The organism is Flavobacterium xinjiangense (genome assembly GCF_900142885.1).
GTDB classification, from domain to species: Bacteria; Bacteroidota; Bacteroidia; order Flavobacteriales; family Flavobacteriaceae; genus Flavobacterium; species Flavobacterium xinjiangense.
On record NZ_FRCL01000016.1, the window covers coordinates 1 to 15,249 of the forward strand.

Sequence of the window (15,249 nt, forward strand, 5' to 3'; positions counted from 1 at the left end):
TAACAGACAAACTCCCTACATAAATACATATAAATTTGCCTGTTAATTTTTAAATTTTCACTTGTTTTTTATCATAGAATGCGCTAACGATTGTGTTATATCAGCGTTATAGGGTTTTTCTAATGCTTCTATCGTTCTTTTCGCAGCAGCCAATCTTATTTGAGTATTTTTATCTACTAGTTTATTTGTTATCCACTGCTCTAATTTGTGATGTAAAGGAATTAAAAGTGCTGCAATAAATACCATCATACACAATATTAGTATTGGTGAGTGATGTACAAATTCACCCAAGTATGGATGCAGGAACAAATTGATAAATTCAAATACGATTAATAAAGATAGAATTCCTAAAAATCGGATAATCGACTCATTGACTAATATCGAATGACTCAATATCAGAAATATTATGATGAAAAGAACTAACGTGGCAGCAATAGCAAAATACTGTAGATTATGCGACCTTTCTTCTTTAAGTTTGAGTTCATTTTCAGCGGTTTCAATTTTTTGTAAACGTTCTTCAAATACAAGATTCTGAATTTGGGATTCTTCCTTGTTGTTTTGAATAGTATCTTTGATAACTATGGCCAGCCTTAAATATTTGAGGCAGCTGTCCGACTCTTTTAGCCGGTTATAATTATCAGATAGTATTATTGCAGCCTTTTGCGATTGATGCAGGAATTTATTTTCTCCCAGCGCAAGGGCCTTTTTACCATATACAATGCTGGAATCTGTTTGATGCTCATTGAAATAAAGTTCTTCCAACGAAACATAATTAAAGCACAACCATCGAGGATTATTATACTCTGTGGCACTCTTGACACCCATACGGTAATATTCCAAGGAGAGCGGAATATTATTCAACTTATATTGTAAATCTCCCAGACGATTATAGGTAATTGATATGCCTTCGCTTTTTGATTTAATATTTTGTTGATAAACCTTTTGCAGGAAATCTATGGCTAAATCGGTTCTGCCGGTCTCCAAATAACATATTCCTAACGTAGATATAATATGATCGCATGGAATACTTTTATCGGCATCACAAATGTCTTTGGCAAGCAAAAGATTTGTAACAGCGCTTTTGTGAGCACCTTGTCTTCTGTAAATATTTCCTATTGTATTGTAAGCCATAACCTGGCCTCTTTTATTCTTCAGTTTTTGAGCTAATTTTAGTGCTTCTAAGGAAGCTTTCAATCCCCTTGAGTAATTGCCAACAACAAATAATGAGAAGGCTAAACTATTCAGACTACGCATTTCAGCTTCTTTATAATGATTTTTTTTGGAGATTATCAAAGCTTCTTCTGCAAAATGGACTGACTTTATCGGATTATGGTCGATATAGGCTGAAGAAATTTTCACCAACAGAGCTAACTTACCAGCATCTGAATTTGCTTCAGAAAGACTTCGTTCAAGATTTTTTATTTTTAGGGATTGTCCGGAAACTGTTCCCATGAAAATAAACAATAGTAGGCTTAAAATATTTCTCATAGGTACTAGATTTTACTTTTTATGACAACTTTTTTTACAAGTCGTTCCTTTTAGATTATCGATTTTGTCCTTTCTCTTACTGGTATAGAGACCATTTTTTGGTTTGCTTTGTCTGATAAACGTCGGATTTTATTGATTTTCAAATATAATAAATTCTTGTGTTTCATTTGATTTTTGCAGTATTTTCGTAAAAAAATTAAACACAAAAAAAGCCCCAATCACGGGACTTTTAATAAATTAAATTATTTCTTCTTCAATTTCTCCTTAAAAAAATCAATCGTTCTTGTCCACGATAAAGTGGCGGCTTTTTCATCGTATCTGGGCGTGGTATTGTTATGAAAACCATGATTCACTCCGGGATAGAAATAAGCTATATGTTCTACTTTGTTCTTTTTAAGGATGGCTTCAAATGCAGGCCAGCCTTCATTTACTTTGGTATCTAAACCGGCGTAATGCGCAATGATGGGCGTTTTTATTTTTTCGGCTTCAGTTGCAGTGGGTTGTCCCCCGTAATACGGAACTGCGGCGCATAATTTTGGGATTTTTACCACCATCATATTGGCAATCCAACCTCCAAAACAAAATCCCACCACACCAATATGTCCATTACAATCTTTGTGTGATTTTAGGTATTCGTAGGCTGCAATGAAGTCTTCGAGCATTTCTTCACGGGTACGCTTTTTTTGTAATTCTCTTCCCGCATCATCATTTCCGGGATAACCGCCCAGTGGCGACAAAGCATCGGGTGCCAAAGTGATGAATCCTTCCACGGCGGCTCTTCGGCCTACATCTTCAATATAAGGATTCAGTCCGCGGTTTTCATGTACTACGATGATTCCAGGTAGTTTCTTTTTGGTTCCCGTAGGCTGGGATAAAAGTCCTTTGATTTTTCCTCCGCCTTTGGGAGAATCGTAAGTGATGTATTCTGATTTCAGCCTTGGATCACCGGGTTTTATCAAGATAGAATCAATATAATTGGGTGTCATAAAACTTAGAAGCGATGGCAAGGTTAGGCTTCCTACCGCAAAAATGGATAGTTTTTCAATGAATTGCCTTCTTTCAATTTTATTGTGGGCATAGTCATCGTATAAGTCAAATACTTCTTGACTGATGTCTTCTTTGGTTAGTTTTTTCATGTTTTTTATTTCAGATAACTAAGATAGGAATAAAAGCGATTACAGCTCAATCACAGGACTTTATTAGTAGTGTACTAAAATTTTATTTTCCTTAATTGTGTTCAAAACTTACCATCCAATTCACGCCAAATTTATCGGTAAGCATACCGAAATAAGCATCCCAAAAAGTATCTCCCATCGGCATAACTAAATCTCCACCAGCTGAAAGTGAATTATACAGCCGGTCAGCTTCTTCTTTACTTTCGGTATTTATGGAAAGCGAAAAATTATTCCCGAAAACAGTATTACGTCCAAAATATTCAATATGGTCATTGCCCATCAAGCTGGTCTCTTTACTTATAGGTAGAGAAATATGCATTATTTTTTCGGCATCTTCAACAGGAATTTTGGTGCTATCATACGTAGGCATGTCTTTATATTTTCCAAAATAGGAATACTCGCCGCCAAATACAGATTTGTAAAAATCAAAAGCTTCTTTACAATTGCCATTAAAAACTAAATCTAAATTTACTGTTGCCATTGTTCTCTATTTTTTAATATATTTTTTCCAAATTTAGAATCGCTATCAATCGTCTTTTTTTGTCAAATATCTTTTGTACCATGCTATCGCCAAATCGGCAACTTCTAACAACTTCCCGGGTTCTTCAAAAAGATGCGTGGCTCCCGGAATAATTTTCATTTCTTTTACTGATTGTAACTCGTCAAAGGCCATTTTATTCATTCCGATTACAGGAACATCGAGTCCGCCAACTATTAACAGAGTAGGGGCAGTCACCATAGATAATTCTGTTATTGCCATATCAGGACGGCCACCACGGGAAACTACCGCTTTTGCAGTTTTTCCAAAATAGGCTGCTGCTCTTAATGCAGATGCCGCTCCTGTGCTTGCCCCGAAGAAGCCTACAGGTAAATCTTTTACGTTTTTGTTTTCCACAAGCCAATCAGTTGTTTCTATCAATCGACTGGTCAGTAAATCAATATTAAAGCGGTTTTCATAATTTTGATCTTCTTTTTCGGTAAGCAGATCAAACAAAAATGTAGCAATATTATGTTTCTGAATCAGTTCTGCCACCATTCTGTTTCTGGAACTGAACCTGCTGCTGCCGCTTCCATGGGAAAAAATAACAATTCCGATGGGGTTTTCAGGAATGACTAAATCCCCTTTAAGGATTACAGAAGATAGAGGGATATCGATCTCTAATTTTTTCATAATCGATTGTATTTAATTGGAACAATAATAGATTTAAAAATGCTATTCAATGGGGCTTTCAACGCTCAACAACTTAATCACTTCGTCGTCTGCGACCTGATTGAAGTCTTCGTAAAATCCACCAACTCCTCTAAAATTTTTGGACGCAATTAGGTAAACAAACTCGTCGGTATTTTTTTCAAATACGGGCACCGTATCATAGGGTATCACGGGGACTGCAACAATAATTTTTGCGGAATTTCTTTTTCGGAGCATATTTATACTAACCAATGCCGTGTTACCAGTTGCTATGCCGTCATCTACCACAATTACATTTTTGCCTTTTATATCAAGAGGGGTACGATTACCCATATAGATTTCATATTTTTCTCGCATCAATTTTCGGAGTCTCACAATTTCTGTTTCTATATATTCTTGGGGAACATCAGGATGCTCATCAATAATCATAGAATCCATGGAGACGGCACCAATAGCAAATTCTTTATTATAAGGATGTCCAATTTTTTTGGACAGTACAATATCCAATGGAAGTTGCAAACTTTTGGCAATTACAGCTGCTACAGGTACTCCGCCTCTTGGAACTGCAAGAACAATGGTGTTGCTATTTTTATATTTTTTTAATTTTTCTGAAAGTAATAAACCTGCCTCAATTCTATCTTTTAGCATCTCGTTATACATAACCTTTTGTTTTAAATAAATTAAAAAAAATACACATAAAGGTACTGATTTTCAGTTATTTTGAGTGTTTTTTATGTTTGATTTTCTCATATTTACAATTGAAATTAAGCCGTGAAAGGTCTTCGATTATTTTCAGTTTTATTTGCCAATAAAAAAATGGAGTAACGGGTATATTTAGAATTTAATTTAAGCAGAAAAAGCATCTTTTTTTTGAACGGGATTTTACCTAAATTTACTATCAAATAATTATTAAAAAGATCTTCCCTTGAATACAATAAATGCCAAAGCAAAAGCCGACAAGAATACTGGTTTTGGAACTAACGCCAATAGTTATGGCGGCCGTTTCGTTAATAAAAATGGTACGGCTAATGTAGAGAAGCAGGGAATGCATTTTTTGCATCGTATCAGTTGGTATCACACCATGATTGATATGTCAGGGTGGAAATTTATACTGATCATTCTCTCGTTTTACGTGGCGATCAATTTTGTATTTGCCTCTGTTTATTACGGAATTGGAATCGAACATCTGAATGGGATTTCAACTACAGATAGTGAATGGGTCAAATTTGGACAGGCTTATTTTTTCAGTGCGCAAACCTTTACCACAGTGGGTTACGGACATATTAGTCCCTCTGGGTTTTTAACCAGTGCACTTTCTGCAGCCGAAGCACTAATAGGGTTATTGAGTTTTGCCATTGCTACGGGTTTATTTTTTGGTCGATTTAGTAAGCCTACCGCTTTTTTGAAGTTTTCTCATAACGCTGTAATTGCGCCATATGGAGAAATTACCGGTTTGATGATTAGAACCACACCATTTAAAAATACAAATTTTACGGATGCTGAAGCCAAAATGACTCTTGGGATGAGCGTGGAGGAAAATGGGAAAAGAACCAATAAATTTTTTGCTTTGGAATTAGAATTGGACAAGATAAATGCATTGACTTTAAGTTGGACCTTAGTGCATCCAATTACAGAAGACAGTCCGCTTTATAATTTCACCGCAGCCGATTTTAAAAATACTAGTGGTGAGATACTCGTCTTTATAAAAACCTTTGACGATATGTTTAGTAATACTGTTGCCGCTCGTACCTCGTATACTTTTGACGAGGTTGTTTACGGTGCCAAATTTGAACCGATGTACACTAGAAGTGCTGATAATTCACGAACAATTCTTAATTTGGATAAGTTAAATGTTTACAACAACGTTGATTTATAGTATTACGCATAGTTTTTATTTATTTTGAGCAGAATGTTAAATTATTATTTTACATTTGTTTATTAAATTTTGATAAACGATGAACAATGTTAAAAATGTATTCAGTATTAAAGATCTTGAAAACCTGTCAGGGATAAAAGCGCATACGATACGAATTTGGGAAAAAAGATATGATATACTCCAACCCATGCGTACGGATACTAACATTAGGTTGTACGATTTGGCCAGTTTGCAAAAGCTGCTAAATATTACTTTGTTACATGATTATGGATACAAGATATCAAAAATTGCCACCTATCCACAAGACAAAATACCTTCCCTAGTTCGAGAAATAATTTCTAGTAAAACGGCAAAAAGTCATGCTATCAGTGCTTTTAAGATGGCAATGATGAACTTTGACCAAGAATTATTTTTCAACACCTACAATTGGTTAATTGCAGATAAATCATTCAAAGAAGTGTTTCACGAAGTCTTCATCCCTTTGATGAATGAACTTGGTTTGCTTTGGCAATCGGATACAATAACGCCTGCTCACGAACATTTTATCAGCTATCTAATCAAGCAAAAACTATTGGTGAATACTGAGAAACTGCAAGTTTTAAAGCAAACGAAATTGGATAAAGTTTTTGTTCTTTCCCTTCCAATGAATGAAATACATGAGTTGGGATTAATGTATTTGCATTATGAAATTTTATTGCATGGCTACAAAGCGATTTACCTGGGTGAAAGTATGCCTATTGAGAATTTAAAAGATTTAAAAAAGCATTTTAATTCCATTGTTTTCATTTCTTATTTTACCGTTCAGCCAGAGAGAGATTCTGTAAATGAATATGTGGCTAAAATGACAGATGAATTGATAGATGATACCACTGAGTTATGGCTAACAGGTCGATTGGTTGAGTTTATAAAAAAGGAAGGACTTTCGGATAAAATATCTATTTTTGATTCGATTTCAGAATTAGTAGCTAAAATTTAATTGTTTTTGTTTAAACATTTCGTATATTTGCTAAACAAATGAAAAATAAAATTACAATTATAGGTTCCGGATTTTCAGCTTTGGCTGCTTCTTGTTATTTGGCAAAAAGCGGGCATCAGGTTGAAGTTTTTGAAAAAAATGCGTCAGTAGGCGGTAGAGCAAGACAATTAAAGAAAGACGGTTTTACTTTTGATATGGGACCAAGCTGGTATTGGATGCCGGATGTCTTTGATCGTTTTTTTGCCGATTTTGGAAAGAAAACAAGCGATTATTATGAGCTCATAAAGTTATCACCGGCATATCGAGTGTATTACGGAATCGATGATTTTATTACCATTGCAGATAATTTAACAGATATCATATTCGCTTTTGAAGAAATTGAAAAAGGAAGCGGGAAGATTTTGAGTGAATTTATTGCTGAAGCCAAAAGCAATTATGATATCGCAATTAAAGATTTAGTGTACCGGCCAGGGATTTCACCTTTGGAATTGGTGACTGTGGAAACCGCTAAAAAAGTGGGGCAGTTTTTTAGTAACATCAGCAAAGACGTTCGTAAGAAATTTAAAAACGAACGATTAATTCAAATTCTCGAATTCCCTGTGCTGTTCCTTGGAGCAAAACCATCAGATACGCCATCGTTCTATAGTTTTATGAATTATGCTGATTTTGGTCTTGGAACTTGGCATCCTAAAACAGGAATGTTCGATGTCATTCGTGCAATGGAAAGTTTAGCGCGTGAGTTAGGAGTGACTTTTCATACCAACGCAAATATCGAAAAAATAATTGTTGATAATAAAACGGCCAAAGCGATAATTGTAAATGGTGAAACGATTGAATCAGATTTGATTTTAAGCGGTGCGGATTATCATCACACGGAAACATTATTAGATCAGGAACATCGTGCATATTCAGAGAAATATTGGGATAGCAGAGTTTTTGCTCCGTCATCTTTATTGTTCTATGTGGGTTTCAATAAAAAAATAGAAAATATATCACATCATGCCTTGTTTTTTGATGTTGATTTTTATCAGCATGCAAAGGATATTTACGATGAGCCACAGTGGCCTAAAGATCCCTTGTTTTATGCCAATTTTCCATCTTTGACGGATAAAACGGCCGCGCCGGAAGGAATGGAATCGGGTTTTTTCCTAGTTCCGTTGGCACCTGGAATCAATGATACTGAGGAGCTAAGGGAAGAGTATTTTGACAAAATAATAAACCGTTTTGAAGCTTTAACACAGCAAAGCGTTAAAAATAATATTATCTTTAAGCAGTCGTTCTGTAAAAATGATTTTGTTTCAGAATACAATTCATATAAAGGGAATGCTTATGGAATGGCAAATACGTTATTACAAACCGCCTTTTTGAGACCAAAACTTAAAAGTAAAAAAGTAAAGAATTTATATTTCACCGGTCAGTTGACCGTTCCTGGACCTGGAGTTCCGCCAGCTCTAATCTCAGGAAAATTAGTATCAGAATTAATTAATAAGCAATTTTCAGATCAATAAATATGAAAAAAATATTTGATGATGTATCTTTCAAATGCAGCAAGTTAGTTACAAAAAACTACAGTACTTCATTTTCATTGGCAGTATATATGCTGTCGCCAAGTATTAGGGATGCTATTTACAGTGTCTACGGCTTCGTGCGTTTTGCTGATGAAATAGTAGATTCATTTCATGGATACGACAAAGAAGATTTGATCAATGATTTCGAAAAGGAGTACTACAAAGGTATTGACAGAGGTATAAGTTTAAACCCAGTTTTGAATTCTTTCCAGCAAACGGTAAAAAAATATAATATTTCTGATGAATTGATTCAGGCTTTTCTCAAGAGTATGAAATTAGATTTGATTAAATCAGATTACAATAGCAAAGCGGAGTATGACGATTATATTTATGGATCAGCTGATGTGGTGGGTTTAATGTGTCTCAAGGTTTTTGTCGATGGAAATGATGAAAAATACAATTTGTTAAAAGGAGAAGCCATGCGTTTAGGTTCAGCCTTTCAGAAAGTTAATTTTTTGCGAGATCTTAAGGATGATAATTTAATCTTAAACAGGAATTATTTCCCAGGAGTAGATTTAAACTCATTTGATGAGAATGCAAAAAGGACTATAATAAACGAAATAGAAGAAGATTTCAGAGTTGCTTATCAAGGAATTTTGAAATTACCGATTGAAGCTAAATTTGGAGTTTACACCGCATTTGTCTATTATAAAAAGCTCTTGAAAAAACTCGAAAACACGCCTTGTCATGAAATAGGGAATGCAAGAATTCGGGTTTCTAATTATACCAAAGCCGGATTACTGGCACAATCTTTCGTAACTTACAAGTTACGATTAGTATAAAAAACAGCGCATATTTTTAAAATGTATATTCTAAATAAATAAAAATAATGATTTCCTTTTTAATCTTTTTAGGTGTTTTCCTTTTTATGGAATGCGTGACCTGGATGACACATAAGTATGTGATGCACGGATTGATGTGGTATTTTCATGCTGATCATCACCAGCCCAAATATGCAAATGTATTCGAACGAAACGATATCTTTTTTGTGATCTTTGCCGTACCCAGCATCGTACTTTTTTACTTTGGTGTACAAGGCGGCATGAATTACCTGTTCTTCATTGGACTCGGAATCACATTCTACGGATTTTGTTATTTCATGATACACGATGTCTTGATACATCAACGTTTCAAGTGGTTCAAAAACACCAATAATAAATATTTGATAGGCTTGCGTAAAGCACATAAAATACATCATAAGCATTTGGGAAAAGAGCATGGAGAGTGTTTTGGGATGTTATTTGTGCCGTTCAAATACTATAAAATGTAAAGTTCAATTGGGGCGTGACCCCGCTTTCACTAACGATACAGCGGGGTCGGGCTATCCGTTCCCGCTTTTTTATCCCTGGTCTCGTTCAAAAAAACGAGACCAGCTATAAAAAGAGCTCCACTTTTATCCCTCACGCAACTCAGGTGAACCAATCAAGAATTTTTTCTTAATCAGCAATCATGAAAATATACAAACAAGAAACCGTTCAACATGTAAATGCAAGTGTAGAAGAATGTTGGGCTTTTTTTTCAAGCCCAAAGAACCTTCAGAAAATCACGCCGGAGGGAATGGGTTTTCAAATCACGGATTTTGACCATAAGTCCATGTATCCGGGACAAATCATTCAATATAAAGTAACGCCACTTTTTGGGATTACTTTGTCGTGGATGACTGTAATAACCCAAGTAAAGGAAAATAGTTATTTTATAGACGAACAGCGTTTTGGTCCATACAGTTTCTGGCACCACAAACATTTCTTTGAAGCAACACCAAACGGAACCAAAATGACGGATGTGGTGCATTACGGACTGCCACTTGGCTTTCTGGGCCGAATCATGAATACATTGGTGGTTAAAAATAAATTGAAATCCATTTTTGCTTACCGCGTGACTAAGGTGGACGAAATGTTTAATGCAAAGTAATGAGCAAACAAGAAGTTTCTATTTTTTGGTTCAGACGCGATTTGCGTCTCGAAGATAATGTTGGATTATTTCATGCTTTAAAATCTAAACAGCCTGTAATTCCGTTGTTTATTTTTGATGATTCCATTTTAGACAGTTTGCCAAAAAACGATACCAGAGTAGGATTTATTCATGAAAGCCTTTCGAAAATAAATAACCGATTACAAGAAATAGGAAGTTCTATTTTGATAAAAAAAGGAAAAACTACTGAAGTTTGGCAATCACTTTTACAAGAATTTGATGTAAAGGAAGTTTTTTTCAATAAAGATTATGAACCATATGCCATAAAGAGGGATAGTGCCATTTGTGAAATATTGGAGGCAAACAATGCAATCTCCTATTCTTTTAAAGACCAAGTCATTTTCGAAGAAAAAGAAATCACAAAAGCAGATGGATTGCCGTACACCGTTTATACTCCTTTTAAAAATAAATGGTTAGAGAAATACAAATCAATGGCTCCAGTTCAGGAATATGATACCGAAGCCTATTTTTCCGGCTTCCATAAAAACAGTTTTGCTTTTCCAACTTTGGAACAAATCGGCTTCGAAGAAAGTCCTATAAAGGTAAAACCGCACAACTTAAATTTTATTTCAAATTACCAAGATATTCGGGATTTTCCAGCCTTGGATCAAACCTCTTATCTGTCGCCGCATCTGCGTTTCGGAACTGTAAGCATACGGAAATTAGTTAATTGGGCTTTTCATAAAAACGATGTCTTTTTGAGTGAACTGATTTGGAGAGAATTCTTCATGCAAATATTATTCAGTTTTCCAAAAGTCGTTACCCAAAACTTTAAATCAGCGTATGACGGGATTCAATGGCGTAATGACGAAGCCGATTTCAAACGGTGGTGTTCGGGCACAACTGGTTACCCTATGGTTGATGCGGGAATGCGTCAGCTCAATGAAACTGGATACATGCACAACAGAGTGCGAATGGTTGTGGCGAGTTTTCTTTGCAAGCATTTATTGATTCAATGGCAATGGGGAGAGGCCTATTTTGCTGAAAAATTATTGGATTACGATTTGTCTGCCAATGTTGGAAACTGGCAGTGGGCAGCAGGAACAGGTTGCGATGCTGCACCTTATTTCCGAGTTTTTAATCCGGAGATTCAACAAAAAAAGTTTGATGAGAAAGGAATGTATATCCGCAAATGGATCAAAGAATTCGATTTAGGATATGGAGAACCAATGGTAGAGCACGCTATGGCTAGAGACAGAGCGATTGCCACTTATAAAGCTGGAATTTTGAAGTAAAATTATTTTTTATTTCCATTACTAAACATTGTTGTCCGATAAAAACTTTTTTAAATTGAGAAAACCTAGTAGACATAGTCCCTACGGGACATTTTTTAGGGTCTTGCTTATTTAATTTGCTACCGATATTTTGCTCCTAACGGAGCGTACCTCGTAGAGGTTATATGTTGGTAGTAAGATAGCTCGAAATATAAAATTTGTCCCGTAGGGGGACTATACCCTATTTTTACCGGACAATATTGATTACTAAAAAAGCATTGCCATTTTTTTGTCATTCCAGTGAATGATAAATTGTTCAATTGAGAAGGGAAACTGCAATGAACTTATATTTCTTATATGGTTGAAAATATTTTGCTTTAGTATTTTTATTCGGACCTAGTGGGAGTTTGATCAGGAATGAAAAATTACGGTTGAGATTCTTCGTTCCTCGGAATGACAAGCTGTAATTAGAGATTAACTTAAATGACTTATATGTTTTAAAAAAGAAAATTAGTTAATCAATTTGTTCAGCATTCCATTAAAAATAAACCCGTGAAAAGGTAAAACGGAATACCAATATAGTTTACCCCAAATCCCTCTAGGTCTGAAAGTAGCGGATTGATACAAAGTGTTTCCGATAATTTTGAATTCGAGCCAAGCTTCTCCCGGTAATTTCATTTCGGCAAATAAAATTAGCTTTCCCTCGTCTTTATTGGCATACAAGACACGCCAAAAGTCCAATGCATCACCAGAATGTATGTCATGACGGTTCGTTCGTCCTCTTCGTGAACCAACTCCTCCGTATAATTTATCAATGAATCCGCGTAATCCCCAAAGCCAGTCACCATAATACCAACCGGAATCGCCACCAATGGACCAGATTTTATTGATGGTGTAGTCTTTGTCTACTATTTCCATTTTTCGGCGATCAATGAAGCAATCTTTTTTAGGAACTTTGAGATATTCAGATATATTGCTGCTAAAACGTCCGCTGACTAAGGAGTCTTTCCAGCTGGACGCCACTTTATCTTCATCCACTTTTACCAGCGCCCGAGACAAAGCTTGCTCATACGTCATGGGTTTTACATTCAAGATTTCATTAATTCGATGATCTCTGCATATTACTTCGACTTTCATACTGCTTACAAGAGCTGAAGCTAGTTTATAAGAGGTTGAGGTTACAAAATACAACCAATAAGAAGACAATTTTGGAGTCATCACAGGAATGGTGAAAATCCATCTTTTTAGGTGTTTTGCTTTGGCATAGCCCAATAACATTTGCTTATAAGTAAGAATATCGGGTCCGCCAATATCAAAATTTTGATTGTAAGTCAAAGGATTTAGCAATGATTTAGAGAGAAACTCCAGCACATCTGGAATTGCTATGGGCTGGCATCTTGTATTGAGCCATTTTGGAGTAATCATAACGGGAAGTTTATTTACTAAATCCCTAATGATTTCAAATGACGCACTTCCAGAACCTACAATTATCCCGGCTCTAAGCGTCGTGGCCGCAAACTTGCCTGTATTCAAGATATCTTCTACTTTTTTCCGTGAAGATAAATGTTTAGATAGTGATTTGTCATTTACAATTCCGCTCAGATAAATGACTTGTTTCGCATTCGTATGATTTAATCGTTGCACAAAATTTGTAGCAGAAATACTTTCTAAATCATCAAAGTTATCAGAAGAAGTAGACATAGAATGCATTAAGTAGTACGCTGCGTCGATGTCTTCCGGTATGGCAGAAAGCGTTTCTGCTTTAAGAAAATCGATTTCTATAACTGCAATATTTTTTTCAAATTCTTTTGGAATGTAAAACCTGTTTTTGTCTCTGACACAACATACGATTTCGTGACCTTGCGCCACCAAAATTGGTAAAAGTCGCTTCCCGATATACCCTGTTGCACCTGTTAAGAGAATTTTCATGGTTTTGAATTTAAATTATTGCACTTGTTCAAAAACGCTTACTTTTTTCAATAAATTATACGAATTAGCTCAAATTTCAGTTGCTGCTCAAAAAATCAGTGTCAATTCGTATAATTGATTTATTCTATTTTTAGCCACTATTTAATACGGCGAATAATATTTAAATTTAACTCAATTTATTGGAAACTAAGCTAATAAATTCTTTTCTGGTTTTGTCTTTTTCAAACGCACCGGTAAAAGAAGAGGTTGTTGTAACTGAATTTTGTTTTTGAATCCCTCGCATTTGCATGCACATATGTTGCGCTTCAATGACGACTGCAACACCTAGCGGATTTAAGGCTTCCTGAATACAATTCTTGATCTGATCTGTCAGTCTTTCCTGTACTTGCATTCTTCTGGCAAAGGCATCAACTATCCTTGGGATTTTGCTCAAGCCTACAATTTTACCATTGGGAATGTAAGCCACGTGTGCTTTTCCAAAAAACGGTAACATATGATGTTCACACATTGAATACACTTCAATGTCTTTTACCACAATCATTTGTTGATGGTCTTCAGTGAACAGGGCCGATTTTAGAATTTCTAATGGATTTAATTCATAACCATGTGTCAAATACTGCATAGCTTTAGCTACTCTTTCAGGCGTTTTTTCAAGACCTTCTCGATTTACGTCTTCGCCTAAATTTTCAATTATTGTTTTGTAATTTTCAGCTAATGATTCCGTTAGTTCCGTATCATATTGCTCGATTTTCTCGTAGCTTTTCATTTTGCTAAGTATCATTTTCGATTTTTTTTTAAAGTTATAGATGTGTTTTTTATAATTTTTAAATTTTGAATGTCACAATTCCGTAATCCATTTCAAATACCTGACCGGAGATCGATTTTGCATTTTCAGAAATGAGGAAGTTTACCATATTAGCTACTTCTTCCGGTTTTAAGTATCCTTTCATGGGATGACGTTCTACCATATTTTCTTTCATACGATCATTTCTTAAAATATTTGCCGAAAGTGATGTTTCGGTAATCGTGGGAGCAATGGCATTGATGCGTACTACCGATGCCAACTCTGCTCCCAGCGATTTTACTAATCCTTCCACACCTGCTTTTGCAGTAGCAATACTCGCATGAAAGGGCATCCCCAGTTTTGCGGCTACTGTACTGAACAAAATAATGGATGGATCAGTTCCTTTTTTTAATACAGGTAAATATTTCTGAATAGTTTTTACAGCTCCAATAACATTAATTTCAAAATCATTTCTGAAATCATCGATACTCAAACTTGCTATAGGTTTCAAATTGATAGAGCCCGGGCAGTAAATCAGCGTATCGACACTTTCTATATCCGGAAGTGAATCCTGCAATACATCTACGGCAAAATGTTTAAGGTTTGGATGTGTGATGGCCGGAGCATTTCTACTAATGTTGTAAACTATGTTTGTCTCTAATTGTTGCAGCAAAATGGCGCTTCCTATTCCTTTGCTGCCTCCAACGATTACTATGTTTTTCATGTTTTTTATTCAATCGGTTATTTAAAATATTTTATCTTGACGCTGCTATCTTTTCGAAATCTTATTGTTGTTAATCTGTCTTTGCATTGTGCATTTGAACCTTCCTTCTCTGAAATCTCTCAGTTTTTCATGTTTTGTTTTGCGGCCTTGAACGCGTTCGCGCCACATCCTAAAACTGGAAGGCTTCATTTCAATTCGCATCAAATCAATGACTTCTTGTTCTTTTAATCCAAATTGCATCAAAATCGCATCAAAAGTGGTTCGGTCTTCCCAAGCCATTTCTATAATTCGGTCTTTGTCTAAATCGGTAAGTTCTTTTTTTGTATTCATAAATTATATTTTTATTACCATTAAT

The 15,249-nt window shown here is 35.4% G+C and carries 16 protein-coding genes; 7 read left to right on the forward strand and 9 right to left on the reverse strand.

From position 1 onward, the window contains the following. Positions 1-57 precede the first annotated feature (57 nt). From BUC23_RS15150 to BUC23_RS15170, 5 genes are all read right to left on the reverse strand, one after another. A complete protein-coding gene (locus BUC23_RS15150; protein WP_139259915.1) occupies positions 58-1,488 on the reverse strand; it encodes a tetratricopeptide repeat protein in 1,431 nt (476 codons plus the stop codon). Between the two features lie 242 nt (positions 1,489-1,730). Further along, positions 1,731-2,624: a dienelactone hydrolase family protein gene (locus tag BUC23_RS15155; protein WP_073210916.1), complete on the reverse strand. Its 894-nt coding sequence runs from the start codon at positions 2,622-2,624 to the stop codon at positions 1,731-1,733. 91 nt (positions 2,625-2,715) lie between these two features. Beyond that, positions 2,716-3,144, reverse strand: coding sequence for a VOC family protein (locus tag BUC23_RS15160; RefSeq protein WP_073210918.1), 429 nt, complete (start codon positions 3,142-3,144; stop codon positions 2,716-2,718). A gap of 45 nt (positions 3,145-3,189) precedes the next feature. Then, positions 3,190-3,834: a dienelactone hydrolase family protein gene (locus BUC23_RS15165; protein ID WP_073210919.1), complete on the reverse strand. Its 645-nt coding sequence runs from the start codon at positions 3,832-3,834 to the stop codon at positions 3,190-3,192. A gap of 42 nt (positions 3,835-3,876) precedes the next feature. Continuing rightward, positions 3,877-4,512, reverse strand: a complete 636-nt coding sequence (locus BUC23_RS15170) for a phosphoribosyltransferase (protein WP_084538373.1) — start codon at positions 4,510-4,512, stop codon at positions 3,877-3,879. Between the two features lie 265 nt (positions 4,513-4,777). On the opposite strand from BUC23_RS15170, the gene BUC23_RS15175 reads away from it, so the two are divergent. From BUC23_RS15175 to BUC23_RS15205, 7 genes are all read left to right on the forward strand, one after another. Next, positions 4,778-5,728 carry an ion channel gene (locus BUC23_RS15175; protein ID WP_073210923.1) on the forward strand — a complete coding sequence of 317 codons (951 nt, stop codon included), beginning with the start codon at positions 4,778-4,780 and terminating at the stop codon, positions 5,726-5,728. A 79-nt stretch (positions 5,729-5,807) separates the two neighbouring features. After that, positions 5,808-6,704 carry a MerR family transcriptional regulator gene (locus BUC23_RS15180; protein WP_073210925.1) on the forward strand — a complete coding sequence of 299 codons (897 nt, stop codon included), beginning with the start codon at positions 5,808-5,810 and terminating at the stop codon, positions 6,702-6,704. A gap of 38 nt (positions 6,705-6,742) precedes the next feature. Then, a complete protein-coding gene (locus BUC23_RS15185; protein ID WP_073210927.1) occupies positions 6,743-8,212 on the forward strand; it encodes a phytoene desaturase family protein in 1,470 nt (489 codons plus the stop codon). Positions 8,213-8,214: 2 nt separating this feature from the next. Next, complete coding sequence (locus BUC23_RS15190; protein WP_073210929.1) at positions 8,215-9,054, forward strand: phytoene/squalene synthase family protein; 840 nt, start codon at positions 8,215-8,217, stop codon at positions 9,052-9,054. A gap of 47 nt (positions 9,055-9,101) precedes the next feature. After that, the gene (locus tag BUC23_RS15195; RefSeq protein WP_073210931.1) at positions 9,102-9,542 is read left to right on the forward strand and encodes a sterol desaturase family protein; all 441 of its coding nucleotides are present in this window, start codon (positions 9,102-9,104) and stop codon (positions 9,540-9,542) included. 179 nt (positions 9,543-9,721) lie between these two features. After that, entirely contained in the window at positions 9,722-10,183 is a 462-nt protein-coding gene (locus tag BUC23_RS15200; RefSeq protein ID WP_073210933.1) for an SRPBCC family protein, read from the forward strand. Then, positions 10,183-11,478, forward strand: coding sequence for a cryptochrome/photolyase family protein (locus BUC23_RS15205; protein WP_073210935.1), 1,296 nt, complete (start codon positions 10,183-10,185; stop codon positions 11,476-11,478). Before BUC23_RS15200 ends, BUC23_RS15205 begins: the two co-directional genes overlap by 1 nt. A gap of 489 nt (positions 11,479-11,967) precedes the next feature. Here BUC23_RS15205 and BUC23_RS15210 read toward each other — a convergent pair whose 3' ends face one another. The 4 genes from BUC23_RS15210 to BUC23_RS15225 all read right to left on the reverse strand — a co-directional run bounded on the left by BUC23_RS15210 (position 11,968) and on the right by BUC23_RS15225 (position 15,224). Then, entirely contained in the window at positions 11,968-13,386 is a 1,419-nt protein-coding gene (locus BUC23_RS15210; RefSeq protein ID WP_073210937.1) for an SDR family oxidoreductase, read from the reverse strand. A gap of 166 nt (positions 13,387-13,552) precedes the next feature. Then, entirely contained in the window at positions 13,553-14,167 is a 615-nt protein-coding gene (gene folE, locus BUC23_RS15215) for a GTP cyclohydrolase I FolE (protein WP_073210939.1), read from the reverse strand. A gap of 43 nt (positions 14,168-14,210) precedes the next feature. Continuing rightward, positions 14,211-14,894: an SDR family NAD(P)-dependent oxidoreductase gene (locus BUC23_RS15220; RefSeq protein WP_073210941.1), complete on the reverse strand. Its 684-nt coding sequence runs from the start codon at positions 14,892-14,894 to the stop codon at positions 14,211-14,213. 45 nt (positions 14,895-14,939) lie between these two features. Then, positions 14,940-15,224 (reverse strand): TIGR03643 family protein, encoded by a 285-nt coding sequence (locus tag BUC23_RS15225; RefSeq protein ID WP_073210942.1) that lies wholly within the window; start codon positions 15,222-15,224, stop codon positions 14,940-14,942. Positions 15,225-15,249: the final 25 nt, after the last annotated feature.

Coding starts and splice junctions, on each gene's coding strand:
- BUC23_RS15225 (WP_073210942.1), bottom strand. CDS start 15,224: ATGAATACAAAAAAAGAACTTACCGATTTAGACAAAGACCGAATTATA.
- BUC23_RS15155 (WP_073210916.1), bottom strand. CDS start 2,624: ATGAAAAAACTAACCAAAGAAGACATCAGTCAAGAAGTATTTGACTTA.
- BUC23_RS15165 (WP_073210919.1), bottom strand. CDS start 3,834: ATGAAAAAATTAGAGATCGATATCCCTCTATCTTCTGTAATCCTTAAA.
- BUC23_RS15205 (WP_073210935.1), top strand. CDS start 10,183: ATGAGCAAACAAGAAGTTTCTATTTTTTGGTTCAGACGCGATTTGCGT.
- BUC23_RS15220 (WP_073210941.1), bottom strand. CDS start 14,894: ATGAAAAACATAGTAATCGTTGGAGGCAGCAAAGGAATAGGAAGCGCC.
- BUC23_RS15200 (WP_073210933.1), top strand. CDS start 9,722: ATGAAAATATACAAACAAGAAACCGTTCAACATGTAAATGCAAGTGTA.
- BUC23_RS15160 (WP_073210918.1), bottom strand. CDS start 3,144: ATGGCAACAGTAAATTTAGATTTAGTTTTTAATGGCAATTGTAAAGAA.
- BUC23_RS15170 (WP_084538373.1), bottom strand. CDS start 4,512: ATGTATAACGAGATGCTAAAAGATAGAATTGAGGCAGGTTTATTACTT.
- BUC23_RS15150 (WP_139259915.1), bottom strand. CDS start 1,488: ATGAGAAATATTTTAAGCCTACTATTGTTTATTTTCATGGGAACAGTT.
- BUC23_RS15190 (WP_073210929.1), top strand. CDS start 8,215: ATGAAAAAAATATTTGATGATGTATCTTTCAAATGCAGCAAGTTAGTT.
- BUC23_RS15210 (WP_073210937.1), bottom strand. CDS start 13,386: ATGAAAATTCTCTTAACAGGTGCAACAGGGTATATCGGGAAGCGACTT.
- BUC23_RS15185 (WP_073210927.1), top strand. CDS start 6,743: ATGAAAAATAAAATTACAATTATAGGTTCCGGATTTTCAGCTTTGGCT.
- BUC23_RS15195 (WP_073210931.1), top strand. CDS start 9,102: ATGATTTCCTTTTTAATCTTTTTAGGTGTTTTCCTTTTTATGGAATGC.
- folE (WP_073210939.1), bottom strand. CDS start 14,167: ATGATACTTAGCAAAATGAAAAGCTACGAGAAAATCGAGCAATATGAT.
- BUC23_RS15180 (WP_073210925.1), top strand. CDS start 5,808: ATGAACAATGTTAAAAATGTATTCAGTATTAAAGATCTTGAAAACCTG.